The organism is Leifsonia sp. ZF2019 (assembly GCF_019924635.1).
In the GTDB taxonomy this organism is placed as follows: Bacteria; Actinomycetota; Actinomycetes; order Actinomycetales; family Microbacteriaceae; genus Leifsonia.
In genome coordinates, this window is record NZ_CP065037.1 from 2,171,356 (window position 1) to 2,192,191 (window position 20,836).

Consider the following 20,836-nt stretch of genomic DNA (forward strand, 5'->3'; position numbering starts at 1 on the left):
GGGGTCGCTGCGTCGTCTACGCTGATCAACGGCCCACTTTGGTTAGCCTTACCTAACCGCCCAGAGGTCGCCCCTCCCGACGACGTCCCCAGAGAGTCCCCGTGCCCCCTCACGCCCCCACCCCCGCCGCGATCGTCCCGCTCCCGGCCGCGGGCTCCAGGCGGCGGATGCGCCCGCTCGCCTGGCGGCTGAGCTGGCTCGTCGTCGGCGTCGCACTCCTCGTCCTCCTGCTCGGCGCGAGCCTCGCCGTCGGCGCGAAGTCCATCCCGCTCGGGCAGGTGCTCCCCGCCGTGCTCCACCCGACGGGGTCGGAGGACGACCTCGTGATCACCGGGCTCCGGGTTCCGCGCACGCTCCTCGGGCTCGTGGCCGGTGCGGCACTGGGCGTCGCCGGCGGCGTGATCCAGGCGTTCACCCGCAACCCGCTCGCAGATCCCGGCATCCTCGGCGTCAACGCCGGCGCCGCGCTCGCGGTCGCCGTGGGGGTCGCCCTGCTCGGGATGCGGGACATCTCGCAGTACCTCGGCCTCGCCCTGGTCGGCGCCATCGCCGCGACCGTCGTGGTCGCCCTCATCGGCGCGGGGCGTCGGGGAGGCTCCTCCGCCCTCCGGATGACGCTCGCGGGCGTCGGGGTGGCCGCCGTCCTGGGCGGAATCACGTCGGCCATCCAGCTCTCCGCACCGAGCGCGTTCCAGCGACTCCTGGGCTGGTCGGCCGGCAGCCTGGTGGCGCAACCCCTCTCCGCGGTCGCCCTGGTGACTCCGGTCGTCGTGGTCGGCCTCGTGCTGGCGGCGATCGCGACGCGCGGCCTCAACGCCCTCGCGCTGGGCGAGGACCTCGCAGCATCCCTCGGGAGCCGTGCCGCCGTGACACGCACGCTCGCGGTCGTGTCGGTGACGCTGCTCGCGGGCGCGGCGACCGCGGCCGTCGGGCCCATCGCGTTCGTCGGGCTCATGATTCCGCACGCGGCCCGCGCGATCGTCGGTCCGGACCAGCGCTGGATCCTCGCCTTCGCCGTCGTGCTGGGGCCGTGTCTGCTGCTGTCGGCCGACATCCTCGGCCGCATCGTGATGAACCCGGCGGAACTGCCGGTCGGGTTGGTGACGGCGTTCGTCGGAGCTCCTGTCCTGATCGCGCTCGCCCGTCGCGGCCGGGGAGCGGCGCTGTGACCCGCGGCGCTCCGCCGGAGCAGGGCGCGGTGTTCGCGTTCGACCGCCCGCAGGTCGTCCTCCGCGGCCGAGGGCTCTCGGTCCGGCTCTCGCGGCGGGTCGTCATCACCGTCGCGGTGCTGACGGCGCTCGCGGTCATCGTCGCGGTGCTCTCACTCGGAACCGGATCCTACGCGCTCAGCCCGGCCCAGGTGGTGGAGGCGCTCATCGGGCGCGCCTCCGGCATCGCGCACACCATCGTCGTCGACTGGCGTCTGCCGCGCGTCCTGGTCGCCGCGCTCTTCGGGATCGCCCTCGGCCTCGCCGGGTCGATCTTCCAGTCGCTCACGCGCAACCCGCTCGGGAGCCCGGACGTGATCGGATTCGACACCGGCGCGTACACCGGCGCCCTGGTCGTCATGCTCGCGCTGCACGGATCGTCCCTCGGAGTGACGGCCGGCGCCATCACCGGAGGCCTGGCGACGGCGACGGTGGTGTACCTGCTGGCCCATCGCCGAGGCATGCACGGGTTCCGCCTGATCGTGGTCGGCATCGGAACGACGGCGATGCTCACCTCTGTGAACACCTGGATGCTCCTCACCGCGGACACGCAGGAGGCCGTCAGCGCGGCGTTCTGGGGCGCAGGATCGCTCGACACCGCTGGCTACCCGCAGCTGGCTCTCGGCGCAGTCGTCTTCGTCGTGCTCTTCCCGCTCGCGGCTGCCGTGTCCCGTGGCCTGGGCCGACTCGAGCTGGGCGACGACGCGGGCGCGCAACTCGGCGTCGCCGTCGAGCGGACCAGGATCACGGCGACCGTCGTCGGTGTCGCGCTCAGCGCCACGGTCACGGCGCTGGCGGGCCCGATCGCCTTCGTCGCCCTGAGCGCCCCGCAGATCGCGCGCCGGCTCGCGGGAACGGCGGGACCGACGCTCGGCGTCTCCGCCGCCACCGGCGGCGTGCTCCTGATGTCGGCCGACTGGATCGCCCAGCACGGCCTCCCCACCCCCGTCCCGGTCGGGCTCGTCACCGTCGTGCTCGGCGGCGGCTACTTCGTCTGGCTCCTGATCGCAGAAGGGCGGCGCCGATGACCGGGCCCGCACAGCGTCCGTCGACACGTCCCGCGCCGCTCGAGGTCGACGGCGCCACTCTCGGGTACGACGGCCGGGTGATCGCGGAGGACCTCTCGGTGCGCATCCCCGACGGCTCGTTCACCGTCATCGTCGGGCCGAACGCCTGCGGCAAGTCGACGCTGCTGCGCGGTCTGGCACGACTGCTGCGGCCCTCCGCCGGACAGGTCCTGCTCGACGGACGCGACATCCACGCCTACCGGACGAGGGAGGTTGCACGCCGCCTGGGCCTGCTGCCGCAGTCCTCGATCGCGCCGGACGGCATCACGGTCGCCGACCTGGTCGCCCGCGGTCGGCACCCGCACCAGAGCGCCTTCCGCACCTGGAGCAGGGCCGACGAAGACGCCGTGGCCGCCGCCCTCGACGCGACGGGGGTCTCGGCGCTCTCGGCGCGGCGGGTTGACGAGCTCAGCGGCGGACAACGGCAGCGCGTCTGGGTGGCGCTGGCACTGGCGCAGGAGACGGGGATCCTGCTGCTGGACGAGCCGACGACCTTCCTCGACATCGCGCACCAGTACGAGCTGATGGAGCTGTTCCGCCGGCTGAACCACGACGGCCGCACGCTGGTCGCCGTGCTGCACGACCTCAATCAGGCCAGCCGCTACGCCACGCACATCGTCGCCCTCAGCGACGGTCGCGTGGTCGCGCAGGGCGCGCCGGACGACGTGGTCACCGCCGACCTCGTGCACGACGTGTTCGGCCTCCCCGCCCACGTCGTGCCCGACCCCGTGTCGGGAACGCCGCTCGTCGTCCCGTCGGGTGTCCCCGGCCGCGTCTTCGAGTCCACCCGCCCGCTCAGCACCACCGAATGAACGAAGGATCCATGACACAGCACCCCCGCCTGCGCCGCACCGTCCTCGCGTTGGGAGCCGCCGCCCTGGCGGTCGCCCTCGCCGCCTGCAGCTCGACCGCCTCCGGAGAGTCGACCGCCTCCGCCGGCACGCGCACCGTGTCGACCGCCGAAGGCGAGGTGACCGTCCCGGCGCACCCCCAGCGGATCGTCTCCGTGCACGCGTGGACGACCGAGTCCCTGCTCGACATGGACGTCACCCCGGTCGGGGTGGAGAACAGCGGCGAGCAGTACGTTCCCACCCGCTATGTGCCCGCGTGGAAGAAGATCGACAAGATCGCCGAGGGCGGCACCGTCGACCTGGAGAAGATCGCCGCGCTGAAACCGGACCTCATCGTGGGCGTCGACGTCCCGTATCTCAAGGACGTCTACGCGAAGCTCTCCACGATCGCCCCGACCGCCTTCGCGCCGTTCAGCGAGAGCGCCACGTTCCAGGACTATCCGAAGTACACCGCCGCGTTCGCAGACACCGGAGCCGCCTACGAGGCGCTGAAGAAGAAGTACGACGACCGGATCGCCGAGCTGAGGTCGACGTACGCATCGCAGCTGGCGACGGTGAAGTGGGATGTCATCCAGGGCGGCTTCGATGCGGGCAACTTCTGGATCTACAGCACCGGCTCGCCCGTCGGAGGGGTGCTGGAGTCGCTGGGCGCGACGTTCGCGTCCGCCACGGCGGGCACGAAGTCGGGAGACACGCAGTCCGTCTCGTACGAGCGGACCGACCTCCTGACGGACGCCGACGCCATCATCTACTACGTGAACAACGACGGCACTCCGGCCAACAACATCGACAAGCTGTTCGCGCTCCCGGGTTACCAGTCGCTCCCCGCGGTCACCGGGGGTCACGCCGTCGGCACACCGGACTTCCTTCCCGGCTCGTACTCCGACGGCCTCGGACTGCTCGACTCCATCGAGAAGGCACTCAAGACCTTCTCCTGATCGTCCGCTGAGCGATCGCGCGCGTGGCCTAAGCTGGAAACCGATCTGTTTCCTACCCATGAGGCGGTACCCATGCGCGCGATCGTGCAGCACCAGTTCGGCGACCCGGCGAAGGTCTTGACGGTGGAGGAGCGTCCGCTCCCGGAGCCGGGACCCGGCCAGGTCCGCGTGCGGACGCTGTACTCGCCGATCCACAACCACGACCTGTGGACCGCGCGCGGAACCTACGGCTTCAAACCCGAGCTCCCGGCCCGCGCGGGGACGGAGGCCGTCGGCGTGGTCGAGGCGCTCGGCGAGGGCGTCGAGTCGCCGGCGGTCGGCCAGCGGGTCGTCACCGGCGGGACCTTCGGGGTGTGGGCCGAGGCGTTCGTCGCGTCCGCTTCCGGTCTGATCCCGGTGCCGGACGGCCTCTCCGACGAGACGGCGTCGCAGCTCGTGGCAATGCCTTTCAGCGCGCTGAGCCTGCTCGACTTCCTCGATGTGGAGCCGGGCGATTGGATTCTGCAGAACGCCGCGAACGGCGCCGTCGGTCGCCTGCTCGCGCAGTTCGCCGCCACGCGCGGTGTCAACGTCGTCGGGCTGGTGCGGCGGGAGGCCGACGTCGCCGAGCTGGCAGACGCCGGGATCCGCCACGTCGTCGCGACCGCGCACGACGACTGGCGCCGTGCGGTGACGGAGCTGACCGGAGGCGCGCCGTTCGTCGCCGCCGTCGACTCGGTCGGCGGCGAGTCCAGCGGGGACCTCCTCCATCTCCTCGGGGAGGGCGGGACGCTGGTGTCGTTCGGCGCCATGGGCTCCGACGCGATGACCGTCTCCTCGGGCGACCTCATCTTCAAGCAGGCGACGCTCAAGGGCTTCTGGGGCAGCAAAGTGAGCGCGGCGATGCCCGCCGACAAGCGCGGGGCCCTTTTCGGCGAGCTCATCCAGGCCGCGCTGAGCGGCGCGATCACGCTGCCCGTGTCGGGCGTGTATCTGTTCGACGACATCGCCGACGCGGTGCACGCGAGCGGACGCCCGGGGCGGGTCGGCAAGGTGCTGCTGCGCCCGTAGGCGGCGCGCACCCGTCTGCCGTCACGCCGTGAGCGATGGCAGACGGGTTCCACGCAGCCAGGCGTCGAAGAACGCGTCGAGCGGTTCGTCCGCGTAGCGCGCGGCCAGATCCTCGAAGTCGGAGGACTCGACCGTGCCGAAGCGGTGCTCGGCGCACCAGGCGCGCAGCAGGTCGTAGAAGCGGTCGTCGCCGAGGCGGAGCCGGAGTGCGTGGAGAGTGCACGCGCCGCGCTTGTAGACGCGGTCGTCGAACATCGCGTCCGGGCCCGGGTCGGCCAGGACGAGGTCGTGCGCCGTGACCCTCAGCAGCGCATGGTGGGTCCGGGCGAGCGCGTTCGCCGATGGACCTCCCGACGCCTCCGACCAGATCCACTCGGCGTAGCAGGCGAAACCCTCGTTGAGCCAGATGTCGTGCCAGGCCGCCAGCCCGACGCTGTTGCCGAACCACTGGTGGGCGAGCTCGTGGGCGATCAGACGCTCGGACCCGCCGCGGCCGTCGACGTGCGACGCACCGAAGGTGGCCATCGCCTGCGCCTCCAGGGGGATCTCGAGGGGATCCTCCGTGACGACGACGGTGTACGACGGAAAGGGATATGGTCCGAAGCGATCCTGGAAGCACTCCAGCATGCGCGCGAGAGGGGCGAAGTCGGCGAGCACGCGGCGCGCGAGCGCCGGCGGGTAGGCGAGAACGACCTCCACGCCGCCGGTGCGGCGCGGCTCGAGCGTATACCGGCCGATCTGCACGGCGGCGAGGTAGGTGGCCGTGGGCTCCTCCCGCTCGAACACCCAGGTGCCGCGCCCGGCGCTGACACTGTGCTCGACGAGCTCCCCGGTTGCGAGCACGGTGTACGCCTGCTCCGTCGTGACGCGGATGCGGTACGCGGCCTTGTCGGAGGGGCGGTCGTTGCAGGGGAACCACGACGGTGCCCCGGAGGGCTGGGATGCCGTGATGACGCCGTCGCTGAGCTCCTCCCAGCCGAGAGCGCCCCAGCGGGTGCGGCGAGGAACGGGCGAGCCGTCGTAGGCGATCTCGACCACGAACTCCGCGCCCTCGGGGATGGCAGCCGCCGGGGTGATGCGCAGGTGCGTCTGGTTCTGCGTGTGCTTCGTGCGCTTCTCGCCGGAGAGCCTCACCTTCTTGGCCCGCAGGTGCACCAGGTCGAGCACGATCGCCGTGAGCCGGGTCCGGGCCCGGCCGGTGATGACCGCGGTGGCGTCGAGACGGTTGGTGGCGACGCGGTAGTCCAGGGCGAGGTCATAGGAGACCACCGCATAGTCGTCGGTGCCGGAGCGGGGGAGGTAGGCGTGCGGGGCCGGAGCGGGGGAGGAGCCGCTCATCGAGCCGCCCGCTTCTGGTACTGCCGCACCACGACCTCACGCCAGGGGCCGATCGGGTTGCCGCTCCACCGGCTCCCCGTGGGCACGCTCTCGCCGCGCATGACCAGCGAGGCCGGGCCGACGGTGGCCTCCGCCCCGATCTCCGCGGCCGGGAGGATGACGCTGTGCGGGCCCAGCGTGCCGCCGCGCTCGATGATGACCTCGTCCATGCTCATGATTCGATCATGGAACAGGTGCGTCTGCACGACGCAACCCCGGTTGACCGTCGCTGCGTCGCCGAGGGTGACCAGATCGGCCTCCGGAAGCCAGTAGCTGTCGATCCAGACGCCGTGTCCGATACGCGCGCCGAGGCTGCGCAGCCACCAGACCAGCGCGGGCGTCCCGGCGGCCGACCAGGCGAACCAGGGGGCTGCCACCATCTCGGTGAAGGTGTCCGACACCTCGCTGCGCCACACGAACGACGACCAGAGCGGATGCTCGCCCGAACGCAGACGTCCGAGCAGCGCCCATTTGGCGAGCGAGCTGACGGCGGCGGCCGCCGCACCGGCGGCGAGCAGCACGGGTCCGCTGAGGAGCACGGCCCACCAGAGCCCCCAGGTCTCCACCAGGGCGCCGAGACCGAGGAGCACGCCCAGGCCGATCCCGCAGGTGACGAACACGGGGACGACACGGAGCAGCTCCCACGTGGCGCGCGCCACCCGGAGCACCGCAGAGGGCGCGTACGTGCGCGAGAGGTCCGCGTCCTGCGGCTGGCGCCGCAGCTTGACCGGAGGCGATCCGAGCCAGGACGTCCCGGCCTTCGCTTTGCGGGGCGCCGCCGAGAGCACCGCCACCAGTCCGTCGCGCGGCACCCTGTTGCCGCCGCCGGCCATCCCGGAGTTGCCGAGGAACGCGCGCTCACCGATCTCGACCGGAGCGACGCGGACGTACCCTCCGCCGAGCTCGTACGAGGCGACCAACGTGTCGTCCGCGAGGAACGCGCCGTCGCGGATGTGCGTCATCGACGGCAGCAGGAGGACGGTCGACGCCTCGACGTCCGTGCCGACTCGCGCCCCGAGCATCCGGAGCCAGAGCGGGGTGAAGAGGCTCGAGTAGAGCGGGAACAGCACGGTGCGCGCCATGTCGAGCAGGCGCTCCGTCGACCACACCTGCCACCCGATTCGGCTGCGCACCGGATGCACGCCCTCCGCGACGCCGGATCCGAGCAGGCGGACAAGGAGTACGACGGCCCCCGCGAGCACGAGCCCCGTCACCAGCGTCGCGGGGATCAGCGCCGCGAGCGCCCGGACGGACGTCTCGGCGATGTCCGCGGCGCCGTGCACGGCCGCCGCGAGCACGAGTCCCCCGACCGCGAACGCGCTCACGGGCACGAGAGAGACCACGAGCGAAGCCGCGGCGTAGGCCAGCACCCATCTGGTGCGGCGCGGAGGACGCTCCTGCGGCCACCACTCGCGCGAACGTCCCACGCGCACAGCGGGGGAGCCGGCCCAGGTCTGCCCGGCGGGCACGCGCCCGAAGACGGCGGACCCCGGGGCGACGGTGGCGCCACGCCCGATCTTCGCGCCCGGCATCAGCGAGCTGCGTGCGCCGACCGAGCTGCCCGCACCGATGCGCACCTCGCCGATGCGCACCAGGTCGCCGTCGATCCAGTAGCCTGCGAGGTCGACCTCCGGCTCGATCGAGGCTCCCGCGCCGATCCGCAGCATGCCGGTGACGGGAGGGAGGGTGTGGAGGTCCACGCCGGGCCCGATCGTCGCCCCGAGCGCCCGTGCGTAGTAGCTGATCCACGGCGCACCGGCGAGGCTGGCCGCGCCGATCTGGTGCGCGACCTGCTCAGCCAGCCAGAGCCGCAGGTGCACACCGCCGCCACGCGGATAGTCGCCGGGTCGGACGCCGGCGAGCAGGAGCCGCGCCGCTCCCACGGAGATCGCCATGCGTCCCCAGGGCGTCACGAACACGACGAGACCGACGACGAGCCACGGGACGCTGACCTCGGGCACGGCGTCGAAACCGCCGAAGGGGCGAAGGACGGCCGCGGCCGTCAGGAGGTAGAGCAGCCAGCGCACGCCGCTCAGGATGAACAGCGGCAGGCCGAGCACCGTCTGCAGGACCTGCATGCGGCGCGGGGTCCGCGGCACCACGTGGGTCGAGGCCGCCGACGCGGAGGCCGAGCTCTCCTCGAGCGCGCGGGCCATCGCGGCGAAGCGGGGGTGGGCGTAGACGTCCGCGACGCTGATGTCGGGGTGACGACGGCGCACCAGCGAGACGAGCTGCGCCGCGGCGAGCGAACCGCCGCCCAGATCGAAGAAGTTGTCATCGGGACCGGAGACGGGCAGGCCGAGGACGCTCCGCCAGTCGGCGGCGAGGAGCTCTGCCACGGGGTCGTCCCCGACGACGGACGGACCGTCCCCGTCGTCCTCCAGCGGCCACGGGAGGGCCGCGCGATCCACTTTGCCGGAGGTGCGCACCGGGAGGTCGTCGACGACGGCCAGGAGGGGCACCAGCGCCGCGGGCAGCTCCTCCCGCAGCTGTGCCAGAGCCCCGGTGCGGTCGAAGGCGTCCCGCTCGGGGACGGCCAGGTAGCCGACGAGGATGTCATTGCCCGCGGAACTCCGGCGCACGGCGGCCGCGGCGCCCGAGACGCCGGGCAGCGCCTGCAGCGCAGCCTCCACCTCGCCCAGCTCGATGCGGCGCCCGCCGACCTTCACCTGGTCATCGGCGCGCCCGAGGTAGAACAGGCCGTCGGGATCGAAGCGGACGAGGTCGCCGCTGCGGTAGGCGCGCTCCCAGCCGAGCGTGGGCATCGGCGCGTACTTCTCGGCGTCCTTCACCGGGTCCAGGTACCGGGCGAGCCCGACACCGCCGATCACGAGCTCGCCCGCCTCGCCATCGCCGACGGGCCGTCCGTCGGCGTCCACGACCGCGAGGTCCCACCCGTCGAGAGGCAGCCCGATGCGCACCGGCTCGCCGGCCGTGAGCGCAGTGCCGCATGCGACGACGGTCGCCTCGGTGGGGCCGTACGTGTTCCAGACTTCGCGGCCCTCGACCGCGAGGCGGTTCACCAGCTCCGGAGGGCAGGACTCCCCGCCGAAGATCAGGAGCCGCACGCTGTCCAGCGCCTCCGGCGGCCACAGCGCGGCGAGCGTCGGCACCGTGGAGACCACCGTGATCCGATGCGCCTCCAGCCACGGCCCGAGATCCATGCCGGTACGCACGAGCGAGCGCGGCGCCGGGACGAGGCAAGCGCCGTGTCCCCACGCCAGCCACATCTCCTCGCACGAGGCGTCGAAGGCGACCGAGAGACCGGCGAGCACGCGATCCTGCGGGCCGATGGGCTCGTCCTGCAGGAAGATCCGGGCCTCGGCGTCCACGAACGCGGCGGCCGACCGATGCCGCACCGACACGCCCTTCGGGGTCCCGGTCGAACCCGACGTGAAGATGATCCAGGCGTCATCGTCCGGGACCGGCGGGTCGACCAGCGGTACGGCGGACGTGCTGGGGTGCGGGGCGGCGACGTCGAAGAGCGTGACGGGATCGGGGGCCGCGTCCACCTCCGCCGACCGGTAGCCGGAGTCGCTGATCACCCCGCGTACTGCGGCCTCCCCGAAGACCAGGTCGGCGCGCTCCTGAGGGTCGTCCGCGTCGACCGGCACGTAGGCGGCACGAGCGGCGAGGGTGGCGAGGATCGCCAGGTACAGCTCCCGCGTGCCGGAGGTCATGCGCACGCCCACCCGGTCGCCCGGCCGCACTCCCGCCGATCGAAGCCGCCCGGCGGCCGACAGGACGATCGCGAGCAGCTCGCGGTAGGACAGCGCACCACGGGCATCCTCGATCGCCGACGCCTCCGGATCGGCTGCCACCGATGTGCGCAGGATGTCGATCAGGGTGCGCGGTGCAGGAGCGAGGGCGGACCTCAGCAGCAGCCCGGGCGCGGCGGTTCCGTCGGGGTCAGTCACGGGCGTTCACGCTAGGGCCGCACGGTTACCGGCCGGTGAACAGGTCAGCCTTCGCCGAGGGCGTGGAGCAGCTGCGCCTTGTTCATCCGGGAGTAGCCCTGGATGCCCTGCGCCTTCGCACGGTCGCGGAGGCTGTGAAAGGTGGGGATGCCCGACGAGGGGCTCGCGGCGACAGCCGGTCCGGCGATGGCGTCGGCCTGCTCCTTCGCGGCGCGGGCTGTCTGCTCGCTGCGTCGCACCGCCTTTCTGGCGTCCTTGGCCGCTTGCTCCAGCCGGGCGGTCAGCTCCTCCGCCGCCTTTCGCGAGCGCTTGTCGAGCTTCTTCACCGCCCGCTCCGCCTCGTCGACCGCCGCACGGGCCGCGACCAGGGCACGCTCGGCCTCCTTCTCCACCTTTTTCGCGCTCACGGCTCCTCCTCGACGTCCCGGGGTCCTGGACGGCCTCCTCGCGCTCACCATACGACCGAACGGGGGTCATGCGCCCTCCCCAGTCGCGAGAACCGCGCGCAGCGCCTCCAGAATGGGCCGCTGCCCCTTCGCGAGCTTCGTCACCGCTTCGTCCAGCGCGAACCAGCCGGCGGCGTCGATCTCCGGGAACGCCTGCGTGCGCCCGGAGCGGGGCGGCCACTCGAGCTCGAACGTGTTGCTGCGCACCTCGGCGAGTTCGAAGTCCGGGGTCTCCGCCGCCCAGACGACGAACACCTTGCCGGAGGCGCGGAACTCGCCGAGGGCGACGTAGGCGGCGTCGGGCGCGGGGACGCCCATCTCCTCGGCGAACTCGCGCAGTGCCGCGGCCAGCTCATCGCGGTCCGCGTCCTCGACGATCCCCTTCGGGAGCGACCAGGCTCCCTCGTTCTTGCGCGCCCAGAACGGACCGCCCATGTGCGCGATCCACACCTCGGTGTCCTGCGCACCCGGACGATGGAGGAGCACGGCGGCGCTGCGGACGGTCATAGTCCGACCCTACGTCCGCACCCGCGGTCGCGGGCGGCTAACGTGGAACCGTGAACTCGGGTGACGCGTGGGTCGAAGGTCCGCAGGGCGAGCGCTTCTGGGGCCGCTACGGCGCGGCCGGGCTGCTCGTGCACGACCTCCGCCGCGGCATCCTGCTGCAGCATCGCGCCGACTGGAGCCACTTCGGCGGAACCTGGGGCCTGCCGGGCGGAGCGCGGCACGAGGGCGAGACCGCCGTCGAGGGAGCACTGCGCGAGGCCGGCGAGGAGGCCGCGGTGCCCGCCGATGCCGTGCACGTCCTCTTCGAGAGCGTGCTCGACCTTGGCTTCTGGTCGTACACGACGGTCGTCGCCCAGGCCGTGCGCCCCTTCGAGCCGCGCATGGCCGATATCGAGAGCATCGAGCTGCGCTGGGTGCCGCTCACCGAGGTCACCGACCTTCCGCTGCATCCGGGCTTCGGTGCCGCCTGGCCCGCGCTGCGTGCGCGCCTCACCGGCCTCGGCGACTGAGACGCCACGGACGCTGCCGGGATAGCTCCCCGGCGATGTCTGCGGCACGGCGGAGAATGGGGGAGTGCACATCGTCCTCGAACGCGTCGGACGCGACGCGGTCCGCGCCGTCCCCCTCGAGGGCGGTGCGGCGGGCGAACCGCGGGACTTCCCGGCATCGCAGCTGCCCGCGTACGTCACGCGTCTCGAGAGCGCTCCGGCCGCCGATGACCGGCCGCGCTGGGTGTGGAGCGACACCCGCTCCTGGTACCCGGAACTGCTCCGCGCCGGGGTGCGCGTCGAGCGATGCGTCGACCTGACGCTCTCGCACGCCATTCTGCGCGCCTCCACGCTGAGCGCGATGTCGCCGCTGGCGACGGGACCGGCGACGGCCTGGGACGCCGCGACCGCGGTGGAGGACGCACCCCCGCCCAGCCACTCCGCCCTCTTCGATTTCGACGCCGACCTCTCCGGAGGGGCGGCCGAGGCGTCGTCCCTGGCCGAGTTCACGGCGCAGCAGGAGGCCGTGGCGGGCAGCGCCGACCCCGGCCGTCTCCGGCTGCTGCTGGCGGCGGAGTCCGCCGGCGCGCTCATCGCCGTCGAGATGCGGCAGTGCGGGCTGCCTTACAGCGCCGCACGGCACGACGAGCTGCTCACGACCCTCCTGGGAGCGCGCCCCGCCTTCGGCCGGCCCGCCGTGCTGGAGCACCTCGCACAGCAGGTGCGCGCGGAGCTCGACGCGCCCGACCTCAACCCGGACAGCCCGCCCTCGCTGCTGAAGGCGCTGCGGCGAGCGGGAATCCTCGTCGACTCCACCGGCTCGTGGGAGCTGCGGGAGGTGGAGCACCCCGTGATCGAGCCCCTGCTGCGGTACAAGAAGCTGTCCCGCCTGCTCTCCGCCAACGGCTGGGCCTGGCTCGAGAGCTGGGTGCACGACGGCCGCTTCCGCCCGGACTACGTCCCGGGAGGCGTCGTGACGGGAAGGTGGGCCACACGGGGCGGAGGCGCGCTGCAGCTGCCGAAGCAGGTGCGCGGCGCGGTGGTGGCCGATCCCGGCTGGAAGCTCGTGGTCGCGGATGCGGCGCAGCTGGAGCCGCGCATCCTGACCGGACTCTCTGCCGACACCGCGATGGCGGACGCCGGGCGCGGCAAAGACCTCTACGCGGGCATCGTCGCATCGGGGGCGGTCGACGAGCGGGCGCACGCGAAGGTCGCCATGCTCGGCGCCATGTACGGTGCGACCACGGGGGAGAGCGGGCGACTGATGCCGCGGCTCACCCGCGCGTTCCCGCGCGCCGTGCGCCTGGTCGAGGAGGCGGCGCGAGCCGGGGAGCGCGGTGCGGTCGTGACCTCCCGCCTGGGCCGCAGCTCGCCGCCGCCGAGCGCGGCCTGGCGCACGGCGCAGTCCGCCGCCTCCGCCGCGGACTCGACCGCCGCCGACGAGAGACGCGCCCGCGCGCAGGCCCGCGACTGGGGCCGCTTCACGCGCAACTTCGTGGTGCAGGCCACCGCGGCGGAATGGGCGCTGTGCTGGATGGCGGAGCTCCGGAACCGGCTCACGGCCCTCGCACCCGGGCGCCCGCTCGCGGAGTCGCCGCACCTCGTGTACTTCCTCCACGACGAGGTGATCGTGCACACGCCCGCCGCCCTGGCCGAGGAGGCGGCCGCCGCGGTCGAGGAGTCCGCTGCCCGCGCGGGCCGGCTGCTGTTCGGCGCGTTCCCCGTCGACTTCCCGGTGACGGCCGCGATCGTCGACACCTATGCCGAGGCGAAGTGAGCGTCGCGTGGAATTCCGGGGTGTCGGACTTGGTTGTCACCCACGACCTGACCGAGGATGGAGACCATGACTGACACCGCTGCCGCCCCCACCGACCCCAACGCCGTCCTGGCCCGGTACCGGCAGCGCCGCGAGCAGGCGGTGACCGCCCCGCAGGGCAATCTCGCGCTCGTGAACACCCAGTGGTTCACCGGCGACCCCGAGGGACCCGCGCAGCCGGTCTGGGGCGTGCCCGGACTGTGGTCGCCCCTGCCCGCGGGCGAGTCCGGACTGAAGGTCACGGCGAGTGCGACCGACGACATCTTCGTCGACGAGGTGCTGGTCGACGGCTCCGCCATCGTCCGCGGCAAGGACGACCCGAACCCCGGCGCGATCCGGTTCAGCGGGACGCAGACGGGATTCGTGATCGCCAGCGAGGAGGGCGACTACGCGCTGCGGGTGTGGGACGCCGAGTCGGAGGCCATTCAGCAGTTCGGCTCCATCGACGCCTTCCCCTTCAACCGCGACTGGATCATCCAGGCGACCTTCACCCCGATCGAGGGCGGCAAGACCGTCGGCTTCGAGCACCTGAAGGATGACGGCAAGACCCGAGACATGGTCGTCCCGGGCGAGATCACGTTCAGCAAGGACGGCGTCGACTACAACCTCGCCGCCTTCAAGTCGGGGCGCGCCCTGCAGCTGGTCTTCGCCGACACCACCAACGGCGACAGCACGTACTCGGTCGGCCGCTTCCTCTTCGTCGTCCCCAACGAGGACGGCACGGTCACGCTCGACTTCAACCTCGCCGTGCTTCCGCCCTGCGCGTTCAGCTACAACTTCAATTGCCCGCTGCCGCCCGCGCAGAACCGGTTCGCGGTGCCGATCGAGGCCGGCGAGAAGAACGTGCTGAACAAGGAGGGCGCCCTCCTCTCACTGAGCCCGTCGGCTCACTGAGCCCGTCGGCTCACTGAGCCCGTCCGCTCAGGCCGAGTCGGCTGCCGGGCGGCGCCCACGCCGGGGACGCTCGGGGGAGCGGGGCCGCAGCAGCACCTCCGGGTGGGTGCCGAGCGCGGCGGCGACCTCGTCGAGCCACTCGATGGCGGCCGTGGCACCCAGCTCGGCCGCGCGGTTGGCGACGAGCAGCGCCTTCGAGTCGGCATCGTGGGTGAGCTCCCGGATCCGCTCGGCGAACGCTGCGCGATAGTCCGCGACGATCGCGGGCGCGTCCGCCCCGGCGATCGAGGCGGCGAGCAGCACCTGGTCCTGCATCTCATCCCAATCGGGCTCCGTCGCGCGCGGGCCTGTCGTGAGCCACACCCGGGCGGCGCCGGCCCCCGCGGCGGTGAGCGCGTACTGCGGGAGACCGTCCTCCGTCGTCCCCGCGGATTCGATGAGACCCTGATCGGTCATCCGGTCGAGTGTGGAGTAGACCTGGCCCGCGTTGAGCTGACGGCGGTGGGCGGCACGCGTCAGGAACTCGTTCTGCAGCTGGGAACCGTACGCCGCGCCCTGCGTCAGGATGGCGAGGAAACCGTTCTGAACCGACATACTCGGTATGCTATTCTGCCCGACACGCCGTGGCACGCGAGAAACGCCGAATCACAATCTTGTAACTCCGGCGCGTTGTCCGGCATAATCATCCGCAGTGGCGCGCTCGCGTGCCCGGAGAACTTCATACGCGGCAGGGGACATCCGCTCGTTGGTCGTTGGGGAAGACGCACCAAGCGAACGGAGGAGAACCATGTCGGCTCACGCAGCTCGAGGAGTGCTTTACGTACACTCCTCTCCCGGCGCGCTCTGCCCCCACATCGAGTGGGCGGCGGGTCGCGCCCTCGGTCGTGCCGTCAACTTCACGTGGGAAGCGCAACCGGTGCTCAAGGGATCCCAGCGCACCGAGTTCTTCTGGGACGGCCCGCGAGGGACAGGCGCCCGCCTGGCGTCCGCGCTCCGCGGCTGGGAGCACCTCCGCTACGAGGTGACGGAGGACGCCGGCCTCGGAACCGACGGCGGCCGGTGGATGCACACCCCCGACCTCGGCATCTTCTTCGCCCAGACCGACACGGCGGGCAACATGGTCGTGCCGGAGGAGCGCGTACGGTACGCCATGGAGATCGCCGGCTCCAGCGCCCTCGAGCTTCACCGCGAGCTGCGCCTCGCACTCGGCCAGGCCTGGGACGATGAGCTGGAGCCCTTCCGGCACGCCCACGACGACACATCGGTGATCTGGCTGCACAAGGTCGGCTGAACGGACTCCCGCGGTGGGCCCGGCTCCGGCCGCCCGCGCGCGGTGACGGAAAGCGAGAGGCCCCGGTCGCGTCGACCGGGGCCTCTCGCTTTCGGGGAGGGCTCAGACGGAGCGGAACGCGACGACCGCGTTGTGGCCGCCGAACCCGAAGGAGTTGCTGATGCCGAGCTGCGGTCCGTCGCCGAGAGGCTGCGGGGTACCGGAGACCTGCAGCGGGATCGCCGGGTCCTGCTCGGTCAGGTTGATCGTCGGCGGGGCGACGCGATCGCGGAGCGCGAAGATCGTGAACACGGCCTCCAGCGCTCCGGTCCCGCCGAGGAGGTGGCCGGTGGACGCCTTCGTCGCCGACACGGGGATGCCGTGGACGCGGTCGCCGAAGACCTCGCGCAGCGCGACGTACTCCGCCGGGTCGCCCACGGGCGTGCTGGTGGCGTGCGCGTTGATGTGCGTGACCTCGTCCGGCGACGCGCCGGCCTGCTCCAGTGCCATCCGCACCGCCCGGCTGGCGCCGCGACCCTCGGGGTCGTTGGCCGTGATGTGGTACGAGTCGGCGGTCACGCCGCCGCCCACGACCTCGGCGTAGACCTTCGCGCCGCGGGCGAGCGCGTGCTCCTCGGTCTCCAGGACGAGCGCGCCGGCCCCCTCGCCCATGACGAAGCCGTCGCGGTCGACGCTGTAGGGGCGCGAGGCGGTCGCGGGGGAGTCGTTGCGGCGCGAGAGGGCCTGCATCGACGAGAAGGAAGCGATGGTGATCGGGTGGATCGCCGATTCGCTCCCGCCAGCGATGACGATGTCGGCGAGGCCGGCCTGCAGGTGCTCATAGGCGTTGACGAGCGACTCGGTGCTCGACGCGCAGGCGGAGGCGACAGTGCGTGCGAACGCACGGGCCTCGAAGTGCATGGAGATGGCGGCCGATGCGGCGTTGGGCATCAGCATCGGCACCGTCATCGGGAGGACGCGACGGGGTCCGCGCTCGCGCAGGGTGTCCCAGGCGTCGAGCAGGGTCCACACGCCACCGATGCCGGTCGCATAGTCGACGCCCAGGCGCTCCGGCACGACCTCGGGGGAGCCTGCGTCGGCCCAGGCCTCCATGGCGGAGACGAGGGCGAGCTGGCTCGACGGGTCGAGGCGCTTGGCGACGGGGCGCTCGAGCACGGTGTCCGGGCGGACCTTCGCCTCAGCGGCGAAGGTGACCGGCAGTTCGTACTTCTCGACCCACTCGTGCTCGAGGGAACGGGCTCCGGACTCGCCGGCGAGCAGTGCCTGCCAGCTCTCCGGGGCGGTGCCACCGAGCGGCGACGATGCACCCACGCCGGTGACGACGATTTTCTTGGTCATGACGACAACTCTCCGTAGTTCGGTCCGTGAGGCTCGCGGGATGGCGCGAGCGCTCGCGCGGGCGGCGGCCGATCGGCGCGCCGCCCGCGCGGAGAACGTTTCTTGCGGGGCCTAGGCGTCCTGCGCCTTGACGATGAACTCGACCGCGTCGCCGACCGTCTTGAGGTTCTTGACCTCCTCGTCGGGGATCTTGACGTCGAACTTGTCCTCGGCGTTGACCACGATGGTCATCATCGAGATGGAGTCGATGTCGAGGTCGTCGGTGAACGACTTGTCCAGCTCAACCGTGTCGGTCGCGATGCCGGTCTCGTCGTTGATGAGCTCGGCCAGGCCGGCGAGAACTTCTTCGGTGGACAATGCCATGGTGTTTTCTCCTTGAGGGGGTGTCGTTTTGACCGTTGTTCAGTCTAGGGCAGGGCCTACGGGAGCACGACGACCTGCGCGCCGTACACGAGACCGGCGCCGAAGCCGATCTGGAGCGCCAGGCCGCCCGAGAGCTCCGGGTGCTCCTGGAGGAGGCGGTGGGTCGCGAGCGGGATCGATGCGGCGGAGGTGTTGCCGGTCGTCTCGATGTCGCGGGCGATCGCGACGGTGTCGGGCAGCTTGAGCTGCTTGGCGAACTCGTCCACGATGCGCATGTTCGCCTGGTGCGGGATGAAGGCGGCGAGCTGGTCGGGCGTGACGCCGGCGGCATCGAGGGCTTCCTTGGCGACCTTCGCCATCTCCCACACCGCCCAGCGGAAGACCGTCTGGCCCTCCTGCCGGAGGGTCGGCCACGGGCTCTCCCCGTCGCGGAACTCGGTGAGCGTGCTCGACATCCCGACCGCGTCGGCCTTCGAGCCGTCGGAGCCCCAGATCGTGCGGGAGATTCCGGGATACTCGCTCGGGCCCACCACGACGGCGCCCGCGCCGTCGCCCAGCAGGAACGAGATGGTCCGGTCGGTCGGATCGACCACGTCGGAGAGCTTCTCGGCGCCGACGACGAGCGCGTAGTGCGCGACGCCCGTGCGGATCAGGGCGTCCGCCTGGGCGATGCCGTAGGCGTAGCCGGCGCACGCCGCGTTCATGTCGTAGGCAGCGGCCGGGTTCGCGCCCACGCGGTCGGCCAGCACGGCGGCCAGTGACGGGGTCTGCTGCGAGTTGGAGATCGTCGCCACGATCACGGCGTCGATGAGCGCGGGGTCGACGCCCGACTTCGCGATGGCCTCTCGCGACGCCTCCGTCGCCAGGTCGACGGCGAGGACGTCGTGGCTGGCGCGAGTGCGGGTGACGATCCCCGTGCGCTGGCGGATCCACTCGTCCGACGAATTGATCGGGCCGACGAGGTCGTCGTTCGGGACGACGAGGTCGCCGCGGGCGGCGCCGATGGAGAGGATGCGGGTGTACTGCGGTCCGTGGGACTGCTGCAGGGTGGGGTGGGTCATCCGGTCCTCCTAGGCGGCCTGGTCGATGAGGTCGAACGCGGCGGGCAGGTCCTCCGGCGTCTTGATGGCGACGCTCGGGACGCCCTTGAGCCCGCGCTTGGCGAGGCCGACGAGCGCGCCGGCCGGGGCCAACTCGATGATGCCGGTGACTCCGGCCTCCTGGAACGACTGCATGGTGAGGTCCCAGCGCACGGGCGACGAGACCTGGCCGACGAGGAGGCGCAGGAACGCGGCGCCATCGGTGACGCGCGATCCGTCCTTGTTCGTCCAGAGCGGCAGGGTCGGGTCCTGCGTGGTGAGCGTCTCCGCGAAGGTCGACAGCACCGGGACGGCGGGCGCCATGTACCGTGTGTGGAACGCGCCGGCGACCTGCAGCGGGATGACGCGGGCGCGGGCCGGCGGGTTCTCGCCCAGGGCCGCGAGGGCGTCGAGTGCTCCGGCCACCACGATCTGACCGCCGCCGTTGTAGTTGGCGGGGGAGAGACCGAGCGCGTCCAGCTGAGCGAGCAGCTCGGCCTCGTCGGCGCCGATCACGGCGCTCATGCCGGTCGGCGTCTCCGCGGCGGCGCGGGCCATGGCGGCGCCGCGCTCGCGCACGAAGGCGACGGCGTCCGTCTCGCTCAGCACGCCCGCGCCGGCGGCCGCGGTGAGCTCGCCGACCGAGTGGCCGGCGATGCCGCCGATCCTGTCCCGGCGGCCGTCCGCGAAGAGCGCCGACAGCGTCAGCAGCCCCGCGGACACGATCAGCGGCTGCGCCACCGCCGTGTCGCGGATGGTGTCCGCGTCGCTGACCGTGCCGTGCGCGACGAGGTCGATGCCGACCGCGTCGGAGATGCCGGTGAGCTGGTCGCGGAACGACGTCTCGGTCAGCCAGGGGTCGAGGAAGCCGGGGGTCTGGGAACCTTGGCCCGGGCACACGATCACAATCACTTGACTCAGTCTGCCAATCTTCCGCCGTGCGGATGTGTCGAATGGGTACGAAGTTTTTCCGAAAGCTTTGTGGAGGTCTACAACGCTAGCCGCGCCGGGAGGGCTCCGGCTCGTTGATCGAACCCACGATGAGAGCCGCCTGCAGGATCAACGCCTCCCGGGCGCCGGTCGCATCCCAGCCGATCACCTCCGAGACGCGCTTCAAGCGGTAACGCACCGTGTTCGGGTGCACGAACAGCTCGCGCGCCGTGGCCTCCAACGAGCGGCCGTTGTCGAGATAGCACCACAGTGTGGTCAGCAGCTCGCTGGAGTACGCCTGCAGCGGCTTGTAGATGCGGGTGATCAGCGTCGCGCGCGCGAGCCCGTCGCCCGCGAGAGCGCGCTCGGGCAGGAGGTCGTCCGCGTGCACGGGGCGTGGGCAGTTGCGCCACGCCTTCGCCACGGCGAAACCGGCCAGCGCGGCCTTCGCGCTCTTGGAGGCGTCGACAAGGCTCGCCACCTCGTGACCGAGCACGAGATGACCGGCGCCGAACTCCGGCTCCAGCTGCTGGGCGATCTCCAGGAAGCTGACCGCGGGGGCCGTCCCGATGGACTCCTCCGCGGTGCCGTCGTTGGGGACGGCACGGCCGATCACCAGCACCAGCCGGCTGCCCTGCACGCCGATGAGCACGTCGGCGGACATGTGGCGTGCGGTGCGGCGCAACTGGTCGACATCGAGGATCCGCGGGGCCGTGCCGACGAGTACGCTCACCTCTCCGTGGCCGTGCCAGCCGAGGGCGGCGATCCGGCTCGGGAGCTCGTCGTCGTACTCACCCGTGAGGATGCTGTCGACGACCAACGCCTCCAGGCGCGCGTCCCACAAGCCCCGCGCCTCCGCGGCGCGGGCGTAGACGTCCGCCGCCGCGAAGGCGATCTCGCGCGAATAGAGAAGGATGGCCTCCCGCAGCGCTTCCCCGCCGCCGACCTTCACCCGCTCCTCGACCACCTCGACGGTGATCTTGATGAGCTGGAGGGTCTGCTGGAGGCTGACGCTCCGGAGCAGCTCACGAGGAGCCGCCCCGAAGACGTCGGCCGCGATCCACGGGGTCGAGCGGGGGTCGTCGAACCATGAGATGAACGACGATATGCCGGCCTGTGCGACCAGCCCGACCGCACTGCGGCGGCCGGGCGGCATGTCGCGGTACCAGGGGAGAGTGTCCTCGAGCCGCTTGAGCGTGGTCGTGGCGAGCTCGCCCGAGATCTTGCGCAGCCACGCAAGGGTCTCGGCCTTGGTCCTCTCGACTTGCTTCGGCAC

At 72.0% G+C, this 20,836-nt stretch carries 19 protein-coding genes; 9 read left to right on the forward strand and 10 right to left on the reverse strand.

Going from position 1 to position 20,836, the window contains the following annotated elements; translation table 11 throughout:
• The first annotated feature begins 101 nt into the window (after positions 1-101).
• The 5 genes from IT072_RS10665 to IT072_RS10685 all read left to right on the forward strand — a co-directional run bounded on the left by IT072_RS10665 (position 102) and on the right by IT072_RS10685 (position 5,114).
• Positions 102-1,169: an iron chelate uptake ABC transporter family permease subunit gene (locus IT072_RS10665; RefSeq protein WP_223356285.1), complete on the forward strand. Its 1,068-nt coding sequence runs from the start codon at positions 102-104 to the stop codon at positions 1,167-1,169.
• Entirely contained in the window at positions 1,166-2,236 is a 1,071-nt protein-coding gene (locus tag IT072_RS10670; protein WP_223356287.1) for a FecCD family ABC transporter permease, read from the forward strand. The genes IT072_RS10665 and IT072_RS10670 overlap by 4 nt, the downstream gene beginning before the upstream one ends.
• A complete protein-coding gene (locus IT072_RS10675) occupies positions 2,233-3,087 on the forward strand; it encodes an ABC transporter ATP-binding protein (protein ID WP_223356289.1) in 855 nt (284 codons plus the stop codon). Before IT072_RS10670 ends, IT072_RS10675 begins: the two co-directional genes overlap by 4 nt.
• 11 nt (positions 3,088-3,098) lie before the next feature.
• Positions 3,099-4,064 carry an ABC transporter substrate-binding protein gene (locus IT072_RS10680; protein WP_223356291.1) on the forward strand — a complete coding sequence of 322 codons (966 nt, stop codon included), beginning with the start codon at positions 3,099-3,101 and terminating at the stop codon, positions 4,062-4,064.
• 72 nt (positions 4,065-4,136) lie between these two features.
• Positions 4,137-5,114 (forward strand): zinc-binding dehydrogenase, encoded by a 978-nt coding sequence (locus tag IT072_RS10685; RefSeq protein WP_223356293.1) that lies wholly within the window; start codon positions 4,137-4,139, stop codon positions 5,112-5,114.
• Between the two features lie 21 nt (positions 5,115-5,135).
• Here the strand turns inward: IT072_RS10685 and IT072_RS10690 are convergent, their stop codons facing one another.
• From IT072_RS10690 to IT072_RS10705, 4 genes are all read right to left on the reverse strand, one after another.
• Entirely contained in the window at positions 5,136-6,452 is a 1,317-nt protein-coding gene (locus tag IT072_RS10690; protein ID WP_223356295.1) for a M1 family metallopeptidase, read from the reverse strand.
• Complete coding sequence (locus IT072_RS10695; protein WP_223356297.1) at positions 6,449-10,408, reverse strand: Pls/PosA family non-ribosomal peptide synthetase; 3,960 nt, start codon at positions 10,406-10,408, stop codon at positions 6,449-6,451. The genes IT072_RS10690 and IT072_RS10695 overlap by 4 nt, the downstream gene beginning before the upstream one ends.
• A 44-nt stretch (positions 10,409-10,452) precedes the next feature.
• A complete protein-coding gene (locus IT072_RS10700; RefSeq protein ID WP_223356299.1) occupies positions 10,453-10,815 on the reverse strand; it encodes a hypothetical protein in 363 nt (120 codons plus the stop codon).
• Positions 10,816-10,881: 66 nt separating this feature from the next.
• Positions 10,882-11,361, reverse strand: coding sequence for an NUDIX domain-containing protein (locus IT072_RS10705; RefSeq protein ID WP_223356301.1), 480 nt, complete (start codon positions 11,359-11,361; stop codon positions 10,882-10,884).
• Positions 11,362-11,411: 50 nt separating this feature from the next.
• Between IT072_RS10705 and IT072_RS10710 the strand changes: the two genes are divergently transcribed.
• From IT072_RS10710 to IT072_RS10720, 3 genes are all read left to right on the forward strand, one after another.
• Positions 11,412-11,870, forward strand: coding sequence for an NUDIX domain-containing protein (locus IT072_RS10710; RefSeq protein WP_223356303.1), 459 nt, complete (start codon positions 11,412-11,414; stop codon positions 11,868-11,870).
• A 64-nt stretch (positions 11,871-11,934) separates the two neighbouring features.
• Positions 11,935-13,626 carry a bifunctional 3'-5' exonuclease/DNA polymerase gene (locus tag IT072_RS10715; protein WP_223356305.1) on the forward strand — a complete coding sequence of 564 codons (1,692 nt, stop codon included), beginning with the start codon at positions 11,935-11,937 and terminating at the stop codon, positions 13,624-13,626.
• Positions 13,627-13,692: 66 nt separating this feature from the next.
• Positions 13,693-14,559 (forward strand): DUF1684 domain-containing protein, encoded by an 867-nt coding sequence (locus IT072_RS10720; RefSeq protein ID WP_223356306.1) that lies wholly within the window; start codon positions 13,693-13,695, stop codon positions 14,557-14,559.
• Positions 14,560-14,586: 27 nt separating this feature from the next.
• Here IT072_RS10720 and IT072_RS10725 read toward each other — a convergent pair whose 3' ends face one another.
• Positions 14,587-15,153: a PadR family transcriptional regulator gene (locus tag IT072_RS10725; RefSeq protein WP_223356309.1), complete on the reverse strand. Its 567-nt coding sequence runs from the start codon at positions 15,151-15,153 to the stop codon at positions 14,587-14,589.
• Between the two features lie 193 nt (positions 15,154-15,346).
• On the opposite strand from IT072_RS10725, the gene IT072_RS10730 reads away from it, so the two are divergent.
• On the forward strand, positions 15,347-15,850 hold the full coding sequence (locus IT072_RS10730; protein WP_223356311.1) for a DUF3145 domain-containing protein: 504 nt from the start codon (positions 15,347-15,349) through the stop codon (positions 15,848-15,850).
• Positions 15,851-15,952: 102 nt separating this feature from the next.
• Here the strand turns inward: IT072_RS10730 and IT072_RS10735 are convergent, their stop codons facing one another.
• From IT072_RS10735 to IT072_RS10755, 5 genes are all read right to left on the reverse strand, one after another.
• Positions 15,953-17,188, reverse strand: coding sequence for a beta-ketoacyl-[acyl-carrier-protein] synthase family protein (locus tag IT072_RS10735; RefSeq protein WP_223356314.1), 1,236 nt, complete (start codon positions 17,186-17,188; stop codon positions 15,953-15,955).
• Positions 17,189-17,299: 111 nt separating this feature from the next.
• The gene (locus IT072_RS10740; protein ID WP_021765217.1) at positions 17,300-17,551 is read right to left on the reverse strand and encodes an acyl carrier protein; all 252 of its coding nucleotides are present in this window, start codon (positions 17,549-17,551) and stop codon (positions 17,300-17,302) included.
• A 56-nt stretch (positions 17,552-17,607) separates the two neighbouring features.
• The gene (locus IT072_RS10745) at positions 17,608-18,612 is read right to left on the reverse strand and encodes a beta-ketoacyl-ACP synthase III (protein WP_223356316.1); all 1,005 of its coding nucleotides are present in this window, start codon (positions 18,610-18,612) and stop codon (positions 17,608-17,610) included.
• A 9-nt stretch (positions 18,613-18,621) separates the two neighbouring features.
• Positions 18,622-19,542, reverse strand: a complete 921-nt coding sequence (locus IT072_RS10750; protein ID WP_223356319.1) for an ACP S-malonyltransferase — start codon at positions 19,540-19,542, stop codon at positions 18,622-18,624.
• An 85-nt stretch (positions 19,543-19,627) separates the two neighbouring features.
• Positions 19,628-20,836, reverse strand: a complete 1,209-nt coding sequence (locus IT072_RS10755; protein WP_223356322.1) for a PucR family transcriptional regulator — start codon at positions 20,834-20,836, stop codon at positions 19,628-19,630.